14 protein-coding genes are annotated in these 20,693 nt (G+C 61.8%); all 14 read right to left on the bottom strand.

Annotation, left to right across the window (positions count from 1 at the left end; genetic code table 11):
• Positions 1 to 8: 8 nt before the first annotated feature.
• The gene (locus tag HMPREF2845_RS07950; protein WP_246824647.1) at positions 9 to 3,983 is read right to left on the bottom strand and encodes a thiol reductant ABC exporter subunit CydD/CydC; all 3,975 of its coding nucleotides are present in this window, start codon (positions 3,981 to 3,983) and stop codon (positions 9 to 11) included.
• A 178-nt stretch (positions 3,984 to 4,161) separates the two neighbouring features.
• Entirely contained in the window at positions 4,162 to 6,399 is a 2,238-nt protein-coding gene (locus HMPREF2845_RS07955) for an ABC transporter ATP-binding protein/permease (protein ID WP_070634409.1), read from the bottom strand.
• On the bottom strand, positions 6,396 to 7,523 hold the full coding sequence (locus HMPREF2845_RS07960) for an efflux RND transporter periplasmic adaptor subunit (RefSeq protein ID WP_070634410.1): 1,128 nt from the start codon (positions 7,521 to 7,523) through the stop codon (positions 6,396 to 6,398). The genes HMPREF2845_RS07955 and HMPREF2845_RS07960 overlap by 4 nt, the downstream gene beginning before the upstream one ends.
• A gap of 63 nt (positions 7,524 to 7,586) precedes the next feature.
• A complete protein-coding gene (locus HMPREF2845_RS07965) occupies positions 7,587 to 8,540 on the bottom strand; it encodes a hypothetical protein (protein WP_049340615.1) in 954 nt (317 codons plus the stop codon).
• A 231-nt stretch (positions 8,541 to 8,771) separates the two neighbouring features.
• The gene (cydB, locus tag HMPREF2845_RS07970; protein ID WP_070593491.1) at positions 8,772 to 9,842 is read right to left on the bottom strand and encodes a cytochrome d ubiquinol oxidase subunit II; all 1,071 of its coding nucleotides are present in this window, start codon (positions 9,840 to 9,842) and stop codon (positions 8,772 to 8,774) included.
• 21 nt (positions 9,843 to 9,863) lie between these two features.
• A complete protein-coding gene (locus HMPREF2845_RS07975) occupies positions 9,864 to 11,435 on the bottom strand; it encodes a cytochrome ubiquinol oxidase subunit I (RefSeq protein ID WP_070634411.1) in 1,572 nt (523 codons plus the stop codon).
• 525 nt (positions 11,436 to 11,960) lie between these two features.
• Positions 11,961 to 14,063: a DNA gyrase/topoisomerase IV subunit B gene (locus tag HMPREF2845_RS07980; protein ID WP_049352965.1), complete on the bottom strand. Its 2,103-nt coding sequence runs from the start codon at positions 14,061 to 14,063 to the stop codon at positions 11,961 to 11,963.
• 318 nt (positions 14,064 to 14,381) lie between these two features.
• Positions 14,382 to 15,611: an RDD family protein gene (locus HMPREF2845_RS07985; RefSeq protein ID WP_070634412.1), complete on the bottom strand. Its 1,230-nt coding sequence runs from the start codon at positions 15,609 to 15,611 to the stop codon at positions 14,382 to 14,384.
• 293 nt (positions 15,612 to 15,904) lie between these two features.
• Positions 15,905 to 16,561 carry a non-canonical purine NTP pyrophosphatase gene (locus tag HMPREF2845_RS07990; RefSeq protein WP_070506615.1) on the bottom strand — a complete coding sequence of 219 codons (657 nt, stop codon included), beginning with the start codon at positions 16,559 to 16,561 and terminating at the stop codon, positions 15,905 to 15,907.
• 38 nt (positions 16,562 to 16,599) lie between these two features.
• Positions 16,600 to 17,331 (bottom strand): ribonuclease PH, encoded by a 732-nt coding sequence (gene rph, locus HMPREF2845_RS07995; RefSeq protein WP_049340627.1) that lies wholly within the window; start codon positions 17,329 to 17,331, stop codon positions 16,600 to 16,602.
• Between the two features lie 127 nt (positions 17,332 to 17,458).
• The gene (locus HMPREF2845_RS08000) at positions 17,459 to 18,352 is read right to left on the bottom strand and encodes an MBL fold metallo-hydrolase (RefSeq protein ID WP_012903738.1); all 894 of its coding nucleotides are present in this window, start codon (positions 18,350 to 18,352) and stop codon (positions 17,459 to 17,461) included.
• Positions 18,343 to 19,395 carry a glutamate racemase gene (gene murI, locus HMPREF2845_RS08005; protein ID WP_012903739.1) on the bottom strand — a complete coding sequence of 351 codons (1,053 nt, stop codon included), beginning with the start codon at positions 19,393 to 19,395 and terminating at the stop codon, positions 18,343 to 18,345. The genes HMPREF2845_RS08000 and murI overlap by 10 nt, the downstream gene beginning before the upstream one ends.
• 154 nt (positions 19,396 to 19,549) lie before the next feature.
• Positions 19,550 to 20,176 carry a DUF2017 domain-containing protein gene (locus HMPREF2845_RS08010; RefSeq protein WP_070634413.1) on the bottom strand — a complete coding sequence of 209 codons (627 nt, stop codon included), beginning with the start codon at positions 20,174 to 20,176 and terminating at the stop codon, positions 19,550 to 19,552.
• Positions 20,176 to 20,496 (bottom strand): ATP-dependent Clp protease adapter ClpS, encoded by a 321-nt coding sequence (clpS, locus tag HMPREF2845_RS08015; protein WP_070593485.1) that lies wholly within the window; start codon positions 20,494 to 20,496, stop codon positions 20,176 to 20,178. Before clpS ends, HMPREF2845_RS08010 begins: the two co-directional genes overlap by 1 nt.
• Positions 20,497 to 20,693 lie beyond the last annotated feature (197 nt).

The raw sequence follows: 20,693 nt of genomic DNA on the forward strand, positions 1-20,693 counted from the left end.
AGCTGCGTTTAGAGGCGAACCACCTCATCGCAGCGGGCAATATCCTCAGGACGGTGCGACACCAGAACCGTAGCCACGGAGCTAGAGCGGGTCGCCGCGTCCAAGTCAGCCATCAGCGCGCGGGCAGACTCAGCGTCCAGGTGCGCGGTCGGCTCGTCCAGCAGCAGCACCGGCGAGTTCACCAGCAGGGCACGAGCCACGGCCAGACGCTGACGCTGACCACCCGACAGGAAGGAACCGCCAGCACCCACCGGGGTGCGCAGGCCCTGAGGCAGAGCGTCAAACCACTCGCCCAGACCCACACGGCGCAGAACCTCAATCAGCTCTTCCTCGCTCGGGCGATCCGAACGGTCACGAGCCAGCAGCAGGTTACCCTCGAGGGTCGACTCGAAGATGTGAGCCGCCTGCGGGCACCACGCCGCGTAGCCGCGCAGCTGCTCACCCTCCAGGACCTCACCGGAAGCCAGCACACGGCCGGACTCCAGCGGCAAGAAGCCCAGAACGGTCGCAAGCACCGTAGACTTACCGGAGCCGGAGGGACCGGTCACCGCAGTCCAGGAGCCCGCGCGGGCGTTCATGTTCAGGTCGGTGAAGACCGGGTGATCCATACCGGGCCAGCGGGCGGCGGCGTCCTGCAGACTCAGGGCGGGTTCGGTAACCTTCACACCGAGTTCCTGCGGGGTGCCGCAGCTGACCAGGGTGGGTTCACCGGGCTTCGGCGGGCGCGGGGTATCGCTCTTAGCGCCAGCAGCAGATTCGGGGCGGGCAAAACGCTGGGCACGCTGACGGTCAGCCTCCAGCAGCTCCTCCATCTCAGCCTCCGCGCGGGCACGCAGACGCTCAGCACGACGCGGCAGAACGTGAGTGTCCACCTCAGCCTCGGTCGGCACGGAACGCTTCAGAGTCGAGGTGGCGACAATACCCTCCAGGGATACGTCGCGCACGCTCGGGGCAATCGTCGCCAGCAGGCGGCTGAACGCGGGCCAGGAGCGGACCGCCTCAACATGGCCCAGGGAGCTTTCCAGCATGCCGGTGCACAGCAGCATCACAATCGCGGCTTCGGGGGCACGCACGGTGCCGTCAACAGCCAGCGGGTACGCAATGATTGCGCTCGCCAGAGCCGCACCGAACCAGCTGAGGGTCACGAGGGCACGGCCCACGCCCTGAGCGGTCGAGCCCTTCTGCAGGGCGGACAGATTCTCAGCGTCCAGGGCGCCGTTAGCCTTCTCAGTGGTGGTTGCCACGCCGTTAGCGCGCAGGTCCTCAGCCGCCGAGAGCATGCCGGTACCCAGGCGCAACATCTGCGCGGTGGATCGGCGAGCCAGCGCCTCCGCGCGGGCATCGGCGCGGAGCACAATCCACGGAGCCACAAAAGTGCTGACCAGCACGGCAAGCAGAACCGGAATCAGAGCCTGCGGCAGGATGCACGCGGTCGTAATCAGCGCCGCGGTCATGACCAGCAGGTGCGCGGCCGGCGGGATAATAACGCGCGGCACGCCGTCACGCAGCTCATCGATACCGCCCACGAGGCGTTCGAGCAGCGCGTCACCACGCAGCAGGGCACGCACGCTGCTCACGCTCTGCCATGCACCAACCCAGGCGCGCAGACGCAGAATATTTGCGGCGGCAAGAACCTTCGAGTGGGTCATCAGACGCTCAGCGTAGCGGGCGCAGGCACGACCCAGGCCGAAGAAACGCACGCCCACAATGGCGACCATCAGGTACATCATTGCCGGGCCTTCGGCGGCGCGAACAATCAGCCAGCCGGACAGCGCGGTCAACGCCGCAGCCATCAGGGAAGTAATCGCAGCCATGATCACCGGGCCGGTTGCGGCGCGAACACCGATACCGGTCAGTTCCTTCAGGGTGCGCAGGCTTGCGAACAGGCCGGCAGGCTCGGCTTCCTCGGCCTCGGTAGCTGCGGAGGTGCCCGCCGGGGCGGTGCTTTCAGCCTCGTACTCTTCCCTGTCCTTGAGCAGGTGCGCGGGGGCTTGCTCGGGAACCTCAACGCGGGCGGTGTTCGCCTCGGCGGTCCAGGTGTAGCCCTGGGCGGTCTGCACGGCACGAACAAGGGTGTCGCATCCGGCGGCGAGCTCCTGCTCGTGGGTCACGATCAGCACGGTTGCGCCCAGTTCCGCCAGGCGGTGCAGGGCGCGGGTCACCAGGTATGCCGAGTAGGCGTCCAGGTGCGCGGTCGGCTCATCCACCAGGACGGTCAGCACGGTCTGCTCACCGCTGGCACGGTAGATAGCCTCGGCACGAGCCAGGGTGCGTGCCACGGCGAGGCGGCGCGCCTGACCTGCACTGAGGGCACCGGGTTCAAGGGCGGTCAGCTTCTGCATGCCCAGCTGAGCCAGCGGGCCAACCAGCAGCGCGGACTCGGCATCGGTGACGGACAGCTTCTTGGAGTCCATCGCTTCGCCGAGCAGAGCGGCTGCACGCTCACGCTCCGCCTCGGTGGCGCTGAGTGCGTAGAGCGCCATTTCGGTCTGCACGGTCGGCGCGGTGAAGACCGGTGACTGCGGAATAACCAGGGTAGTTCCCAGACCGGTCACGCTACCGGTCAGGTGCACGGGCTCCTCCGAGCCGGTGGGCACCAGACCTTCACGCACGGCACCGGAGAACACGTTCAGCAGGGTGGACTTACCGCAACCGGATTCACCCATCACGCCGATAACCGCACCGCGCTCACCCTGGGCGGTTTCACCCTGGGCGGTGGCAACGCGACGGTCCAAGTTCAGGGACAGGTTAGTCAGCACCGCAGGACGCGCCGGGTAGCTCACCGACAGGTCCTCCACAGCGATGGTGGAAGGCTGAGCCTTCTGCGCTGCCGAATCCTGCGCTGCCGAGTCCGCAGCGGCGGCGGGCAGGGGCGCATCAATAATCTTCTGAGCGCTACGCAGGGCGGCAACGCCGTCCTCCGACTGGTGGTAGGCGGCACCCACATCACGCAGCGGCTGGTAGCATTCGGGAGCCAGCAACAGCACGAGAATTGCGGTGTCCAGGCCCAGGGTGCCGTTGACCAGGCGCACACCAATCAGCACAGCAATCAGCGCCACCGAAATGGTGGTGATGAGCTCCAGCGCGAGCGAAGACATGAATGCGCTACGCAGGGTCTGCATGGTGCGTTCACGGTAGCGCTGACCGAGGGCGTTCATGGCGCGGGTCTGCGCGCGTTCACGGCCCAGACCGATAATGACGGGCAGGCCGCGTACCAGCTCCAGAATATGGTCGGAGAGTCGGTGCAGTTCAGCCTGCGCTTCCGCGGTTTCGTCGCGGGTGTTCTTACCAATCAGGATCATGAACACCGGAATAAGCGGCAGGGTACATGCCAGGACCATGGCGCTCATCCAGTCCAGGGACGCCACAACGACCCAGAGGATGAACGGTACAATCGCGGTGGACACGAACGCAGTCAGGGTCTTGGTGTAGTAGTCATCCAGGGCGTTCAAGCCGCGGGACAGCAACACAGCGGTCGCGCCGGTACCCTCGGGGGTGTCTGCGCCACCGGTGGCGAGCACACGCTTGAGCAGCGAGGAACGAATCTGAGACTTCGCCCCGGAGGCGGCACGCTGCGCGCTCACAGCCAGCAGGTAGTCGGTACCCGAGCGGACAAGCAGGGCAGCCACGGCGACCGCAATCAGGCCGGGGGTAATGGTGTCTGCGTCGCCGAAGATACCACCGAGGCCGAGCAGCCAGCCGCCGTGCGCCTCCAGCTGCGCCTGTGCGGAGCCCGAGAACTCAATGTAGGCGCGGTACACGTCCGGGGCGCTCGTCTCTTTGAGGCGCGCGTGCTCGGCGGCAACAGCGGCGAAACCGGCGTGTGCTGCGCGGGCAATAATCACAGCCAAGGCGGCACTGAAAAGCACCGTCGCGATGGTGTGCACGGCGGTGATGACACCGAACGTGCTGAGGGTTTTACGGGCGTCAGGGCCCAGAGGTGGGCGGCGGTCAGTGCGGTCATTGCGCTTTCCTTCGGTCACCTCTGGTGCCTCAGTGTTCTGATGTTTGTCAGCGTGACGCGGTGTGTGCGTTCGACTCACGTGTTGTCCTTAGTCTTCTGCTGTTTTTACCTCCCATCAGTTTAAGGGTTGGGCTATCTAATACCTATTTGACCAGTCAGGTTTCAGGTAATTAGTTGGTCCTCACCCGGCGCTCACTCTAGCCGCGCATAGCGTCGGCGGGGCTCTTGCGGGATGCCACCCACGCCGGGTATGCCGAAGACACCAGACCGGTAAGGGCGCCAACGCCCACGCCGAGCACCACGAATCCCGGGGAAAGAACCGCCTGCCAGCCCTGCACGAGCGAAAGAATTATGGTCGCAATCATGCCGGAGCAGGCGCCGATGGAGCCGCCGAGCACGCCGAGCATGACGCCCTCCATGAGGAAGATGCGGGCAATCAGCCATTTACTCGATCCGATGGCGCGGCGCAGCGCAATCTCTGCGGTGCGCGATTGCACGGACAGATACATGGCGGTTGCCGCCGAGAGGGAGGCGAGCACCAGCAGAATACCGGAGAGCACACCCACGTACAGGCCCAGATCCGAGGCGATAGACGCGCGTAGGCTCTGCAGGTCGGAGGGGGTTTCCACGTTGATCTGGCTGGGTTCAGCGGGCTTGAGGGTCAGCGGAATCGCCTTGGCGACCGCTTTGCCGTAGCCCCGTTCGGTTTCGGCAATGTAGGTCACCTGGCCGCGTCCGGTGCGCTGAAGTGTGCCCGGCGAGACAATGACCGTGTTCCTGAATTCGTAGCCGCTATTGCCGGGGTCGAAGAGGCCGACGACCGGCATCAGCTGACCGTCCACCCAGATGCTCACACCGGGTGCCACCTGCGGCAGCCCGCCGAGCTTAATGCCGTAGTCGACGACGGGCATCTCGCCGGGTCTGGGCTCGGTTGTGGCGTTATCTGCCGCCTTATCTTCGGGAATAATGCCGAGGGCACGGGCAGCGGAGACCGAGACGATAGCGCCGGAGAGCTGCTCGGAGCGTTCACGGTCAGCAACGTTCTGTTGGGTGAGGGTCGAGTTCATCTGTTCGAGCGCACGCAGGGTTTCGGGGTTCATGCGGGCACCGATTTGCTCGAGCCTGGTCTTCGAGGTGGAGCTGAGGCCAATCGCGGTTTTGGGTTCGTCCTCGTAGGGGCTGAACCGGGTGATTCGCACGTCGGCGGGCGCCACGCTGCTGACGAATCCGGTGTTCTTCACGTAGTCCAGCGCGCTAATGCGGTCGGCAACATTCTGCGCGGATTCACCCTGCCGGTAGGTTCCGAGCATGTTCTGGTCATTGTCCCTGTCGCTGATGTAGAGCGTGGATTGTTCGGATCCGAGCAGGCGCTGGTTCACCTGGTAGCTGGCGGATTCGCTCATGCCGGAGGCGCTGATGAGTCCGCCCACGCCCAGCGCGAAGGACAGGCCCAGCAGCAGGGTGCGTAGCGGTCGGGAGGTGAGTGCGGAGATCGCCTCGATGCTGTCGTCGGTGAGGAAGCTTCCGCGGCAATGCGTAGCGGGCTTCTCCCCCGGTGCGAGACCGGCGGGGGCACCTACCGTGGTTTCCGCCGGGGTGTCCGTTGCAGCCGGCACAGCCTCGGCAACCGGCGCCTCAGCGACCGGCACCGTAGCCAAGTCGGCGCGGCTCTGCTCGTGCAACTGCCCATCCTCAATGCGAATCACACGGCGGGCGGCGGCGGCAACCTCCGGGTCGTGGGTAATAACCAGCACGGTACAGCCGGTCGCGTTAATGCGCTGCAAAATCTCAATGACCTTGGCGCTATTGTGGCTGTCCAGGTTGCCGGTGGGCTCGTCGGCAAGAATCAGCGGCGGGCGCGTGGCGAGGGCACGAGCAATGGCGCAGCGCTGCTTCTCGCCGCCGGAGAGGTAGCGGGTGCGGATGCTGGCGCGGTCGCTCAACCCCAGAAATTCTAGGGTTTCTTCGGTGCGTTGCAGGCGCTCGCCGTAGGGTACGCCCTGCACGCGCAGGCCCATGGAGGCATTGGTTGTGCTGGTTTCATCCAGCAGCATGTTTGAGGACTGGAAGATGAAGCCGAGGTGATCTCGGCGCATTTCGTCGCGTTCTCTGTCGCTGAGTCCTTCCGTGTTTTTGCCGAAGAGGCTGTAGGTTCCGCTGGTGGGCGTGTCGAGCAGACCAATGGCGTTGAGCAGGGTTGATTTACCGGAGCCCGACGGACCAATAATGGCGAGGAATTCGCCGCGTTCGACCACCAGGTCGAGGTGGTCGAGGACTGCTCGTTCGCTCCCCTCGAAGACACGGGTAATGCCGTGCATTTCGATAGCAGGCGCGGTACCGAGTCCGGCGGCAGGTGTAGCTGCGGACGCTACGTTGGGCGCAACTGTAGGCGCACGTCCTGGGCTTGTGTCGGGGGTTATCTTACGGCGGCTCATGAGACAAGCACCTTCTGTCCCGCGCTGAGGTTAGCGTTAATGGCGGCGTATCCGCCGGCGGTGCGCAGGACCTCAACGTTGACTCGTTCGGTAGCGGGCGCATCCTTGCTGGTCGAGGTGGAACTTCCGCCCTTTTCAACGAGCACGTAGGTGCCCTGGGAGTCCTGGCGCACCGCGGTAGTCGGCACGGCGAGGGTGGTTGAGGTGTTGCCCTTACTGGTGATGGAGGCGCTCTGACCCGGAGTGAGCTTGCTCGGGTCGTCGGCACTAAATCGCACGCTCTTCGCCGCACCCTTGGAGGGGTCGTTCTGCAGCTCACCAATGCTGGTGATGGTGCCCTCCACACTGCCGGTGGAAGTGCGCAGGCTAACGCGGTCGCCGGCCTTGACCTTATTGGCAACAGAGAGCTCAACGCTGGATTCCACGTAGGGTTCGCTAGTTTCTACACTCGCGATGGGGTTGCCGTCGCTGATGAGCTGACCGACCGCGGCAACGGCGGTGACGGTGTGGCTTCCGCCGGGCAGAATCGCGTAGTTGTTGCGGGCAATGCTGGTGACCCCTTCGCTGGGCACGCCGGTCAGGTGCGCGCGGTGCAGGCGCGTGACGGCGTCGAGGGTGTCTTCGGTGACGGTGCCGCTTTGAGCGGTGGCATACCCGGCGGAGTTCAGTGCCTTCTGGAAGGCGAGCACGTCGTCGCCGTTATCGCCCAGGTTCAGGTCGCGGTATAGCGGTAGCGGCCCGTCCAGCACGAAGACGGGGTCGGCACCGATAATGCCGATGAAGTCACCAGCTTTGAGTACGTTACCGGGCTTCTGGTTCTGGTAGACGAGCACCGGCTCACCGTTGGTGCGTGCGCTAATCGGGGCGGTCTCTCCAGCCTTGGTGGTTCCTGCAATGGCGAGTCCCTCGCTGACGGTGCGTTCTTCGACCTTCGCCCAGACCGGGATCACGGTTTTCGCTTGCACGGTCGGGTCGGGGCCTGTTGCGGCGTAGCGGGTGCCAAGGTAGAAGGACAGCATGAGCGAGCCGATGGCGAGGATTGCCAGCAGCAGGAGCACGCGGGGTCGGGCGATGCGCTCGCTAAAGCGGTGACCGCTGTTTTGGTTCTGTGAGTGAGTGGTCATGGCGGTGTCTTTCTGAGCTGTTTTTGCGCTGTCTTTTGTGGTGCTGTCTTTCAGCGTCCCGGTTTACTGGTGCTCCATAACGTACTGCTTGAACTTCTCGTCACGCTCACGTTCTGCCTTGCGGTCCTGCTCAAGCTGTGACTGGTACTTGCGGATGAGCGGCATCTGGTACTGAGCTTCCAGGTCGTAGAGCTGCTTGCTCATGCCGACCTGCTGGTTACATTCGGCCTGGATGGTGGCGATGCGAATCTCTTCTTCGGAGGCGGGCTCGTTGAATCCGTTGTTCTTGCTCAGCTGCTCAGCCAGCGGGGTTTCCTCGGCGACGGAGCCTGCCGAGCGAGGGGTGAGGCCGCGGTCTGAGACGCACTGCTTCCACTTCTCTTCGAGCTCGCGGTGCAGTTTGCTACCGTAAACGGCGTTACCCGCCTCAGTAGAGATACGACTGGATGTGGACTGCCCTTCATTCTCGGGCCTCTTGCCTTCGGGCACCGCGGCCTCCAGGGTCTCGCGGGCCTTGGGGTAGCATTCGGTGCGAAGCTTGTCCTCGGGGCTCATGCTCTCCCCCGAGTTATAGGAGATGGGGGCGGCTGCGTTGTTGGGGTCTCGCTTCTGAAAACCGTACTTCTGGGCGTACTCGACGTTCCAGGGACCGTACTTTCGTCCCAAATCACCGCGGGGTGCGCTTTCAGAATAGGGAGCCTGGATGGTGTAGTTCTGCCCGTGTTCGGCGAAGCATTGCTTCATGGCAATCTGAAAGGCCGTGTATTCGTAGTTGGTGCGCTCGTAGTAGAGGTAATCGTCCAGGGGCATCTTCACGATGTCCTGTTCCGCGTCGAAGATGGCGTGGACGCTTTCGTCGCGTTCCAGCGGCGGGTTGAAGAGCGAGCAGGCGCTCAGGGGCATGATGCCGATACAGAACAGGGCACCCGTGGCGAGCAGGCGGCGGCGCGTGCCGGTGCGAGGGGTAGTTCCGGTGCGAGGAGCGGATGCAGTGGAGCTACGGTTGAGGGACTTCATCGTTGAACACCTTTCATAAGAGTGAGTTGCTCACCACATTACACTTTTTGCTCCTTGCCGCGCTCGAATTTCGGGGGGGTGTGCACCAAAAATTTTTGCGCGCCCACTCATCTGCCGAGAGCTGCAGCCTCTGCGGGAATATCCTCTGTAGGAATAGTCCTCTGGGGGCATAGAAAAATCCCCCGAACTTCTCAGAAGAGAAATTAGGGGGATTCTTCAATCAGCTACATGCTACTTGGTCGGCAGTTCAGCCAGTTCGGTAGCGTCGTGAGCCTCGGGGATGTGATCCACGTGCAGACGCTTACGGAAGACCCAGTAGGTCCATGCCTGGTAGACGAACACGACCGGCAGACCAAGGCAGGTCACGAAGGTCATAACGCCCAGGGTGTACTCGGAGCTGGAGGCGTTCGCAATGGTGAGCGAGTATGCCGGGTCCAGAGTGGAGGGCAGAACGTTCGGGTACATTGCGGTGAAGATTGCCAGAGCGCCGAATGCGAGGAACACGGACAGACCAGCGAAAGCGCGACCCTCACGGCCACCCTTTGCGGAGATCCAAGCAATCAGAACAGCAACCACAGCCAGGATGGTGCACAGCCAGGAGATGCCGTTACCGGTGGTGAAGTCCAGAGTCAGAACCCATGCAACGATCGGCAGCAGCAGGACGGGAGCCCAGCGTACCAGGGTGTTGCGGGCACGGTCGCGGATATCACCGTCGGTCTTCAGGGCGATGAAGGCAAGACCCTGAACCAGGGCGAAGCCAACGAAGCCCAGACCGCCGAGCAGAACCGGCAGGGAGACCCATGCGAAGGCGCCGCCGACGCGGTCGCCGTTCTCGTTGATGGGCAGACCCATGGAGGTCAGACCGAGCAGAGCGCCGACGAGCAACGCGATGAAGAAGGAAGAAACAGACAGAGCGATGTTCCAGTTACGGATCCACTTCTCATCGTTCTTCTTACCGCGGTATTCAATGGCGACCACGCGCAGAATCAGGAAGACCAGCGCGAGGGTCAGGGGGATGTACAGAGCCGAGAAGAGGGCTGCATACCAGATGGGGAATGCAGCGAACAGAGCTGCACCACCGGTCACAAGCCACACCTCGTTACCGTCCCAGACGGGGCCGATGATGTTCAGCAGCAGACGGCGTTCCTTCTCGTTCTTGGTGAACTTGGAACCCATCAGCATACCGACACCCAGATCGAAACCGTCGAGAATCATGTACATGATGAGGAAGACGCCAATGGCGACAAACCAGAGGGTGGGCAGGCCAGGCTGACCGGCAAAGATATTGAAATCAAAGTTCATGGTGAATCAATCCTTACCCGCCTAGTAGGCGAACTCCAGCACATCGCGCTTGGACTTGTCGTTGGACTCGTCCTCGTGGGGCGACTGAACCAGTTCGGGCATTGCTGCCACAACACCGGCCTTGACGTACTTGATGAGCAGGTAAACCTCAACCACCATCAGCACGCCGTAGAGCAGGCCCAGGGTGAGCAGGGAGAAGAGGATTTCTTCACCGGAAACACCCGGGGAGATAGCTGCTGCGGTGAACAGGTGGATCGAGGGATCACCCTGAAGGTTCGGAGCCACAACGAAGGGCTGGCGGCCCATTTCGGTGAAGATCCAGCCGAGGGAGATAGCGAAGAAGGGAGCCATGATGGACCAGACAGCAACGTTCTTGAGCAGCTTGGACTCGGGAACGGTGCCAACGCCCTTCTTACGGGTTACCCACAGTGCGTAGAGGTAGAGGGGCAGTACGACTGCACCCAGACCAATCATGCCGCGGAAGCCCCAGTAGGAGACCTCGAGGGAGGGCAGGTAGTCAATCTTCTGACCTGCACGCTCGCCGTAGAGCGGGTTGTTGGGCAGGTTGGTGCCGAACTTAGCTTCGTACTCGGGCAGCAGGGTCTGAATACCCTTCACCGGGGTATCGAAGTTGTCGTGTGCCAGGAAGGACAGCACGCCGGGGACCTCGATGATGGGGGTGATCTTGTCGCAGCTCTGAGCGCCGAGCTCGCCGATGGTCAGAACAGAGAAGGCGGTACCGTCGTGGCACGCAGCTTCTGCGGCAGCCATCTTCATGGGCTGCTCGTGGATCATCATCTGTGCCTGCAGGTGGCCGGATGCACCAACACCTGCGAACGCGAGGAGACCAACGACTGCGCCCAGGCGCAGGGACTTGATCCAAACCTGGAAGTCCTTCTTGTCTCGTGCGCCCTTGTCGGACTCACCAACGACGACCTTGCCGTCAACGACCTTGTCGATGCCGTCCTTGCGGCGACGCCACAGCTTGTACCAGGCAATACCGACCAGGAAGCCACCGGCAACCTGGATGGATGCGGTGATGACGTGAGAGAAGGTCACCCATGCGAGGGGGTTCATCAGCACTGCGCCAATGTCGGTCATGCGGGGACGACCGTCAATCATTTCTGCACCGACGGGGTGCTGCATCCAGGAGTTTGCAACCAGAATGAAGAATGCAGAAATCCAGGAGCCAAGGACTGCCATGAACAGCGAGAATGCGTGTACAGCAGGCTTGAGGCGGTCCCAACCGAAGATCCACAGACCCAGGAAGGTCGACTCAACGAAGAAGGCGAAGAGGCCTTCCATTGCCAGCGGAGCGCCGAAGACGTCGCCGACGAAGCGGGAGTATTCGCTCCACGCCATGCCGAACTGGAATTCCTGAACCAGACCGGTGGCCACACCCATTGCGAAGTTAATGAGGTACAGCTTGCCCCAGAACTTCGTCATGCGCTTGTATTCGTCCTTCTTGGTACGAACGTAGCAAATGTACAGGTAGGTCACCACAAGGCCCAGACCCAGAGTCAGCGGAACCATGAAGAAGTGGTAGACGGTGGTAATACCGAACTGCCACCTACCAAAATCAAGGGGATCCATTGATAGGTCCTTACTATGTGTGTACTTAATGTGCGTTTGTGCCAGATTTCGGGTAGTCCACCATCGATGGAGGGCATACGAGAGTTACTGACACAGTGTCTCTCATGCTTCTAAGGTACAGGGTTTTCCTAAGAAGCTGTGAGTAGGCTGTGCATAGTATGGACGTTTATTGTTTGACGTTTCGCTAAAGGTACCTTGGACGTTATCCCTCGATGCAAGGGTGGTGAGAGGAATGAGACACGATGGTGCCTTGCGGGGTTGAGAAGCAGTTTCGGAACCTTGGTGAAATATTGCAGTTTTTAATATTTTCTGCAAAATTTTGGTGACAGATTTCGTGATTGTGACAGGTGCTTCAAGTAGTGCTCAAAGCTTAAATTTGCCTGTTTCATGCGGAATTTACGCGGAATCTCCGAGAATTGCGTGACTATTCTCACACAAAATTCATGGATTGTGACACGCCAGCCACCACTGCCCCGCAAGGCACCGCAATGCCCCGCAAGGTACCGCACGCTACATATCGATGCTCTACATATCAATGCTCTCGGCATCCAGCTGATGAGCACCCGCAATAATGAATTCCTTACGCGGAGCCACCTCAGAACCCATCAACAGAGAGAACGCACGCTCGGCAGCCTCCGCATCCTCAATACGAATACGGCGCAGCATGCGATGACGCGGATCCATCGTCGTCTCAGCCAGCTGGTCGGCGTCCATCTCACCCAGACCCTTATAGCGCTGAATGGGTTCCTTATAAGACACGCCCTGCTCCTGCAACGAATCCAGAAGCTCGTGCAACTGCTTCTCCGAGTAGGTGTACACCATCTCGTTCGGCTTGCCGCGGCGCACCACCTCCACGCGATGCAGGGGCGGAACCGCAGCGTACACGCGACCCGCCTCAATCAGCGGACGCATGTAACGGTAGAACAGAGTCAGCAGCAGGGTACGGATGTGGGCGCCGTCCACGTCCGCATCGGTCATCATAATGACCTTGCCGTAGCGGGCAGAGTCCAGGTCGAAGGTACGACCCGAACCGGCACCGATCACCTGAATCAGCGCTGCGCACTCGGCGTTCGCGAGCACATCAGTCACCGAAGCACGCTGAGTGTTCAGGATCTTACCGCGAATCGGCAGCAGAGCCTGATACGAAGAAGAACGCGCCAGACGCGCAGTTCCCAGCGCCGAGTCACCCTCCACAATGAACAGCTCAGAATACTCAACATTGGTCGAACGGCAATCCACCAGCTTAGTGGGCATGGATGAGGACTCCAGCGCGGTCTTACGGCGCTGAGTTTCCTTATGGATGCGCGCCGAGACGCGGGTCTTCATCTCAGAGACGACCTTCTCGCACAGAGCGGCCGCCTGAGCCTTCTCCGCACGGGCGGTCGACTCCAGGCGAGCCTTCAGCGCATCTCCCACAACCTTCGACACAATCTGGCGAACCGCCGGGGTACCCAGAATCTCCTTGGTCTGGCCCTCAAACTGCGGCTCGGCAAGACGCACGGTCAGCACGGCGGTCAAGCCGGCGAGCACGTCGTCCTTCTCAATCTTGTCGTTACCCACCTTGTACTTACGGGCGTTATCGGCAAGGTGCTTGCGCATCACTCGCAGCAGGCCCTGCTCAAAACCGGTAGTGTGAGTACCTCCCTTGGGGGTGGCAATAATGTTCACGAAGCTACGGACCGTCGTCTCATAGCCAATACCCCAGCGCAACGCAACGTCCACTTCACAATCGCGCTCCACATCGGTCAGCTGCGAGCGGCCGTCCTCACCCAGCACGGGCACGGTCTCGGTGAAAGAGCCGCTGCCGCTAAAACGCCAGGTGTCGGTAATACGCTCATCGTGCGCCAGGAACTCGACGAACTCGCTAATGCCGCCGTCGTACTGGAAAACTTCCTCGTGGGGCTCCAACTCGCCGGGAGTGCCGGGCAGTCGGCGCTCATCGCGGATGCAAATACGCAGACCCGGAATGAGGAACGCGGTCTGACGCGCACGAGCAGCCAAGTCCTCGTAGCTGAACTTGGCGTCGGGGGTGAAAATCTGCGGGTCAGCCCAATAGCGCACACGGGTGCCGGTCACGCCGCGCTTAGCGCGACCCACAATCTGCAGGGCGTCAGTGCCCTCGGTTGCGGGAGTGAACGGATCTTCGGGCTTGGGGGTGCGGCCGGACTCAAAGTGGCCGGGAATGCCGTGGCGGAAGGACATCTGGTAGGTCTTCGAGCCACGATCCACCTGCACGTCCAGACGCGAAGACAGCGCGTTCACCACGGAAGCGCCCACACCGTGCAAACCACCGGACGCGTTATAGGAGCCACCGCCAAACTTACCGCCGGCGTGCAGCTTAGTGAACACGACCTCCACACCGGACAGGCCGGTGCGCGGCTCAATGTCGGTGGGGATACCGCGACCATCATCACGCACCTCAACCGAACCGTCACGGTACAGAATGACCTGGATGGACTGGCCGAAACCGGCGAGCGCCTCATCCACCGAGTTGTCGATAATCTCCCAGAGGCAGTGCATCAGGCCGCGAGAGTCGGTGGAGCCAATGTACATGCCCGGGCGTTTGCGTACAGCTTCCAGACCTTCCAGCACGGAGAGGTGACGGGCGGTGTAGTTCGAAGACGCCACGGGAATCCTTTCGGCAAGTGATGACTGTGTGCAAGTGATGACTGTGTGTTTAGCGCGGCAAGCTCGCGGAGGGGAGAAAGAAACGCCCCGGCTTGCGCTCATGGTGCTCTAAGTTTCTATTCTATCGTGGCTTGTTGCCCGCTTCTGTCTGTACCGTCATTCGGCTCTGCCGAGAGGATGCAACAGCAGAAAAGCACCAGCTGCCACTCCCCTATGGAGTAGCAGCCGGTGCATGGGTATCTGAATTTTTAGGGTGGGCTTTTGAGGTATCCAGTCTGAGCACCTCACAGCTGAGGCACTCCCCTAGCGCGCATCACCCTAGTGCGCATCACCCGAGGCTCGCGAGGAGCTCTCGTGACGGTTCGTGACCATGATATTGGACTTGAAGTAGAACTCTTCGGGAAGCTCATTCGTGACCGGGCCATGCGGGAACTCGCTGAGCTTCGGCACAAAGTACCAGTCCATCAGCTCGCCGCTGCTCTGCTTGAGCACGCGGCGTTCCCTCATGGCGTGGCGTACCTTGCGGCGCAGGTGGGTGCTGTCTTTCAGGGTGCTGGTGAAGACCCACGGGGTCTCGTAGCCTTCGGTAATCATGCCGAAGGTGATGCGCAGGTTGCCGTTCTCGTCGGCATCCATCGTGAAGTCGCCGTCGGCGATGTCGGTGAAGGCGAGCATCCAGCTGTGTCGGCGTTCGTAGCTTTCGCGGGTGGTCTGCAGCGCCGCAATGATGCGGTGGTCGACCAGCAGCTCCACCTTACGTTCGGTAATTTCACCCAGACGAGCGTAGGAGCCGAAGGCGCGGTTTGCGCCGCTGCGGCGAGGCCACTTCGTCACCGCACCGTGCGGCACCTCCCCCGCAAAGGTGAAGGGGCCCGTCATAGTGCCGGGCAGACGCAGACGCTCAAACGGAGCGGTCGGCAGGAAGGTCGTCAGCAGCTGATCGGAGCTCACCGACTTACCCCAGCGCGCCATCTCAAAAATGGTCGGTTCAGGGCCTACAGGGTAGATGCGCGGCATCTTGCGACCGAACTCGTCAAAGCCCTCAATAAACTCGCCGTTGGAGCTGTACCCGGGCATGGTCGCACCGAGCGGGCGAGTCCACGACCCCGAATACGGCTTGGTCAGGTGCGGGTTCTCCACCGGCAGGATGCTGGTGCGAGCACCCAGGTAGGCGGGCATGCGCGAGAGGTTACGCCAGGCGAACTTCGCGGCAACCGCCTCGCGCCACCACATCGGGCGTTTGCCCGGGGTCTGCCCGCCCAGGCAGTGCATGAGCAGCCAGAATCCAGCCCAGCCGAGGCACCCTGCGGCAACCACGCAGAAAATAATCGTCAGCACAGTGTGCAGGGTTCCGGTTGCCCAGATATTCGTGGCGATTAGAGCCATGAACGCCACCCACGCCGCCATGACGTACGGGCCGAGCGTAATCATCGGATCGACCACCTTCACGGCGGCAATGACGCGGCGGTTCAGGCCGCGCCACACGTAGGAGTACGCCCAGCATCCGGCGGCAAGGGCGAGTGCCATCAGCAGAAGAAGGATGAGCATCGGTGTGTCTCTTTCGCTGCAGGTTTTTCTACCGTGGTCGGTGACAGCAAGCGTCGGGCAGATGCCCCGCTGAAAGGCTCTTCAATAGCAAAACTCGCCTGCCGAAGGTACCTTCAGCAGACGAGTTTCTTTGGTGTCACTAACCTTGAGGTAAAGCTTCTCACACTATTGTGCCTTTAATTGGTATCCCTGTGGGGGATTTTAGGGGGATGCACGAAAAAATCGCACCCAACCCCGCGTTTTCACCCATCAGACCGGCACAGCGAGTATGCTCTGGCGCCTCAGCGACGGTTCTAGGACGCCAGCGCAGCAGCAATCTGAGGAATCAGTGCCTCAAAAGCACGCGCACGGTGGCTAATCGAGTTCTTAATCTCGGCGGGAATCTCAGCGCAAGACTTGCCAGCGTACTGACCCTCGTACAGGGCGTTCTCACCGTTCAGCTCCACGGGGCGCAGAATCGGGTCGTAACCGAAGCCGCCCTCCCCCGCCGGTGCGGTCAGCAGCTCACCGGGCAGCTCGCCGTACTCGACCGCATCAAAACCGTTCGGGGAGGCAACCGAGGCCGCGCAGCAGAATTTCGCGCCGCGGTGCTCGGCAGAAATATCGCTCAGCTGAGCCAGCAGCAGGTTCAGGTTCGCGGAATCGTCACCGTGGCGACCCGCCCAGCGCGCCGAGAAAATACCGGGGGCGCCGTTGAGCACATCCACCGACAGGCCGGAATCATCAGCAATAGCGACCAGGCCGGTTGCCTCGGCAACAGCGCGCGCCTTCAGCAGGGAGTTCTCAGCGAAGGTCACGCCGGTCTCGGGAACATCGGGGGCGTTCACGCTGGAGGCGTCAACCACCTGGGTATCAACGTCCAGGCCGTCAATGCGTCCGCGCAGAATTTCGCGCAGTTCCTTGAGCTTGCCCTTATTGTGGCTTGCCAGAACAATCTTTGCGTCTGCCATAGTTTCTCCTTGTCGACGGAACTAGTTACTGGGACGGGTTAGTGTGCCAGTGCTTCACGCTGAATCTGAGCCAGCTCTGCGGTGCCTTCCAGCGCCAGGTCGAGCAGGCTGTTGAGCTCGTCGCGGTCGAAAGGCGCGCCCTCGGCGGTGCCCTGAACCTCAACGAACTTGCCGCTGCCGGTGACGACCACGTTCATGTCGGTCTCGGCGCGAACGTCTTCGGTGTAGGGCAGGTCCAGCATGGGGGTGCCGTCAATAATGCCCACCGAAATTGCGGACACTGAATCGATCAGCGGGTTCGCCTTAGAGGGCAGAATCTTCTGCTCTTTCGCCCAAGAAATAGCATCAGCCAGCGCCACGTACGCGCCGGTGATGGAGGCGGTGCGGGTGCCGCCGTCAGCCTGCAGAACGTCACAGTCGAGCACGATGGTGTTCTCGCCCAGCTCGTCCATGTTGATGACCGCACGCAGGGAGCGACCAATCAGGCGAGAAATCTCGTGGGTGCGGCCGCCCACGCGGCCCTTCAGCGACTCGCGCGAAGAACGGGTGTTGGTGGCGCGCGGCAGCATCGCGTACTCGGCGGTCACCCAGCCCTTACCTTCGCCCTTGAGCCAGCGCGGCACGCCCTCGGTGAAGGATGCGGTGCACAGCACGCGGGTGTTGCCGAACTCGATGAGGGCGGAACCCTCAGCGTTGCGGGACCAGCCGCGGGTAATGGTGATGGGGCGCAGTTCGTTGAGGGCGCGGCCGTCTTCGCGGGTTGCAGTCATGGGTTCTCCTTGAATCTGTCTGCGGGATCTGTGTCTGTCTGTTGAATCTTTGTCGAAAAAGTGGGCGGGACTGAGCGCAGTTTGCACTAGTCCAGTTTGTTTTAGCCTAGCCTAGCTCGGGTTTAGCCTAATCTAGCTCTGGCTTGGGCAGCGCAATCGCGGTGTTCAGCGGCGGGTCAAGCACCTCCACCACGTTCAAGGTGGACGTGACCGGGTGAGCCTCCGTCGGGCGCGGGTAGATGCGGTAGCTTGCCGCCATTTCGGCAATGCCGACCGGGCCGGAGAAAGCACTGCGCGCCTCCGCGCGGGCGATGTCCGGGTCGTTCCACACGGGCAGGTGGGTCAGCAACAGGTTACGCACGCCCGCCTCCGTGGCAGCCTCGCCGGCACGCTTACCTGTCAGGTGAATACCGCGCAGGGCGTCATCGCGGCCCTCCTGGTATGCTGCCTCGCAGAGGAACAGATCAGCGCCGCGAGCAGCCTTAACCAAGCCCTCGCACAGGTCGGTATCGCCCGAGTACGAGAACACGGTGTGGCCCTCGCGGTCGTTGCAGGTGATACGCAGGGCGTACGGGTCCTTCGAGGGGTGAACCACACGGAACGGCTCCACGCGGAAGGGACCAATCTGCACAGGCTCGCCCTCAGTCCAGGTGTGGTACTCGAACTCGGTGCTCATGCCCGGCTCCGGGTCCAGGCCGTGAGTCGCCGAAAGATACTCGTTAATCGCGGCGGGACCGTACAGCGGAATGCGGCCCTTGGGCCAGCCGCGCGGATCCCACTTGACCGCCACGTGCAGACCGGACAGGTCGATGCAGTGGTCGGGGTGCAGGTGCGAAATCAGAATCGCGTCGATATCACTCAGGTCAATATGACGCTGGAGCATGCCGAGGGAGCCGTTGCCCATGTCCATGATGATGCGCCAGGTTCGACCCGCGAAGTCCGTGGCGGTGAGCATGTAGCAACTAGCCGGTGAGACGGGGCCGGGAAAGGAGCCCGTGCAACCGATAACGGTTAGACGCATGAGGTGTCGTCCTTAGGGGTGGTGCCAGAAAATTCGGTGCCCGCGACAGTGTGTGCTGCCTCTGCAGGATCTGCCGATTCGTCGAGGGTGATGTTGCGGTGTGCCGCAAGCATTTCGGGGGTGAGTGCCGCCAGCGAGCCGGTCGGGTAGCGTTCCGCCACGGAGCTGGTGTGGCGCACGTTGGTGACCTCGGGGCCGAGGAAGCGGCGTGCCAGCTGCGAGAACGTCTCAGTTTCGCCGGTGGCGAGGAATTCGTGGTGCGGGTTTTCCTCGGGGACCGGGCTTTCAATGGCGTGGTTGAGCAGTTCGCGGTACACGTCCTTCGCGGTCTCATCCGCGGAGGAAACCAGGGTAACGTCCTCACCCATAATGTAGGAAATCACGCCGGCCAGCAGCGGATAGTGGGTACAGCCGAGCACGAGGGTGTCCACGCCAGCGTCCTTGAGCGGCTGCAGGTACTCGCGGGCGGTCTCCAGCAGCTCGGGACCGGAGGTAATGCCCTTCTCCACGAACTCCACGAAGCGCGGGCACGCCACCGAGTGCACCTCAAGGTTCGGGGTAATCGCAAAAGTGTCCTCGTAGGCGCGGGAGGTGACGGTCGCCTCCGTCGCAATCACGCCGATCTTGCGGTTACGGGTTGCGGCGAGCGCACGGCGGGCGGCGGGCTGAATCACCTCGATGACGGGGATGCCGTACTGGCGGGTGTAGCGTTCGCGGGCGTCGCGGAGCACCGCTGCGGAGGCGGTGTTGCAGGCGATGACGAGCATTTTCACGCCGGAGTCGACGAGTTCGTCCATGATGCGCAGGGCATTGGCGCGTACTTCTGCGATTTTGAGGGGGCCGTAGGGGCCGTGGGCGGTGTCGCCGACGTAGATGATGCGTTCGTGAGGCAGCTGGTCCATGATGGCGCGTGCCACGGTGAGTCCGCCAACGCCGGAGTCGAAGACGCCGATGGGTGCCGCGGCGGTGGGGCCTACGGGCGCGGGGCTACCCCAGGGGGTGCGGGCACGGTAGGGATTTGTTGCGTCGATGCTGTCACTCATGTGTCACCTACACTTCGTTATCGGTCGGGTACCACGTTCTATGCTAACTCGCTAAGGTTACCCTTTTAGTCCGTTGAGCGGTTAGATGAGTCGAGAACCACCATTATGTGGTTGTATATGACGATAGTTTGAGGGGGAATTTGAAAAATTCGTTCTATTCTTGCTCGTTTGCCCCGCCATTTGTCCCGCCAAATACTCCGCCGGTCGTTTCTTCGTCGTCCAGCCCGTCGAGCATGGCGAGCATGAGAGAGTCCTGAACCCAGGAGACAAAGTTGTACACCACAGCCATGTACTCTTCTTGGGTCTCGATCTCGGAAGGGTCGGTGAACGCCGCAATATCTTCTGCGGTGTCTTCGTCCACGATGTAGAGGCGGTCGGCGAGCACCAAGCGGATATCGCCGAGCGCAGCAGCCCAAGCGCGGGCGTGTTCTTCGTTCAGGCGCAGGTCGCTGGACTCAATGTCGAAGGCGAGCATTGCGAGGTTCGCGCGTTTAGTTTCGCGCAGGTCGCGTTCGGTATAGCGGCGGTATTCGGTGGCGGCCTCGTCGTCACTGCTTGCGGCGGGTAGCAGGCGTGCTACGGCACTGTCGGCGGGGATAGTGGGGTTTTCGGTGATGCCGACCAGCGCCTCCAACGGGTCGACGGTGCCGCCGTCGGCGGTGGTATCTGCCGGGCGCAGTAGCGCGCGCACGTCTTCGGCGAGTTCGCGAATCAGGTCACGTTCGGCGGGTTCGAAGGAGGCGGTGTAGCCTCCGGGGGTGCGGCGGAAGGGTCGCGCCATTAGTTTTCTACTTTCTCGAAGGTTGCCAGCAGGCCCCAGGCGTGCATTGCCTGGGTGTGTTTTTCGGCGTCTTCGCGGGAGCCGGTGAAGACGATTGCCTTGCCGTTGTTGTGCACCTGCAGCATGAGTTCTTCGGCGCGGGCACGGGAGTAGCCAAAGTGGCTACGGAAAACGTAGGACACGTAGGTCATGAGGTTGACGGGGTCGTTCCAGACGATGACGTTCCAGGGGATGTCTGCGGCGAGGATGTTCTCCAAGGCGGTGTCGAGGTCGGTGTCCTCGAGGGTTCCGGTGGAGAGGGTCACGGCGGTAGTGTTCATTGGTTTCCTTTGCGGCCGGTTCCCTTTGATTATACGGGCGGGTATGTGTTGCCCCTGTGTGGCCCCTGTGTTCGTCCTGCGCTACTGCGGTGTTCGTCCTGTACTGCTCCCGCACAGAGTGCTGGTAATTTGTCATACTACAGTACTTAGAGTCAAGAATACTTTATGTAGTGATTGACACGCCGACTCAAGAGGAA

This window comes from Rothia sp. HMSC065B04 (genome assembly GCF_001812285.1).
Lineage (GTDB): Bacteria > Actinomycetota > Actinomycetes > Actinomycetales > Micrococcaceae > Rothia > Rothia mucilaginosa.

Excerpts from the sequence above, each read along its gene's own strand:
- HMPREF2845_RS07955 (WP_070634409.1), bottom strand. The coding sequence starts at position 6,399 with ATGAGCCGCCGTAAGATAACCCCCGACACAAGCCCAGGACGTGCGCCT.
- HMPREF2845_RS07960 (WP_070634410.1), bottom strand. The coding sequence starts at position 7,523 with ATGACCACTCACTCACAGAACCAAAACAGCGGTCACCGCTTTAGCGAG.
- HMPREF2845_RS07965 (WP_049340615.1), bottom strand. The coding sequence starts at position 8,540 with ATGAAGTCCCTCAACCGTAGCTCCACTGCATCCGCTCCTCGCACCGGA.
- cydB (WP_070593491.1), bottom strand. The coding sequence starts at position 9,842 with ATGAACTTTGATTTCAATATCTTTGCCGGTCAGCCTGGCCTGCCCACC.
- HMPREF2845_RS07975 (WP_070634411.1), bottom strand. The coding sequence starts at position 11,435 with ATGGATCCCCTTGATTTTGGTAGGTGGCAGTTCGGTATTACCACCGTC.
- HMPREF2845_RS07985 (WP_070634412.1), bottom strand. The coding sequence starts at position 15,611 with ATGCTCATCCTTCTTCTGCTGATGGCACTCGCCCTTGCCGCCGGATGC.
- HMPREF2845_RS07990 (WP_070506615.1), bottom strand. The coding sequence starts at position 16,561 with ATGGCAGACGCAAAGATTGTTCTGGCAAGCCACAATAAGGGCAAGCTC.
- rph (WP_049340627.1), bottom strand. The coding sequence starts at position 17,331 with ATGACTGCAACCCGCGAAGACGGCCGCGCCCTCAACGAACTGCGCCCC.
- HMPREF2845_RS08000 (WP_012903738.1), bottom strand. The coding sequence starts at position 18,352 with ATGCGTCTAACCGTTATCGGTTGCACGGGCTCCTTTCCCGGCCCCGTC.
- murI (WP_012903739.1), bottom strand. The coding sequence starts at position 19,395 with ATGAGTGACAGCATCGACGCAACAAATCCCTACCGTGCCCGCACCCCC.
- HMPREF2845_RS08010 (WP_070634413.1), bottom strand. The coding sequence starts at position 20,176 with ATGGCGCGACCCTTCCGCCGCACCCCCGGAGGCTACACCGCCTCCTTC.
- clpS (WP_070593485.1), bottom strand. The coding sequence starts at position 20,496 with ATGAACACTACCGCCGTGACCCTCTCCACCGGAACCCTCGAGGACACC.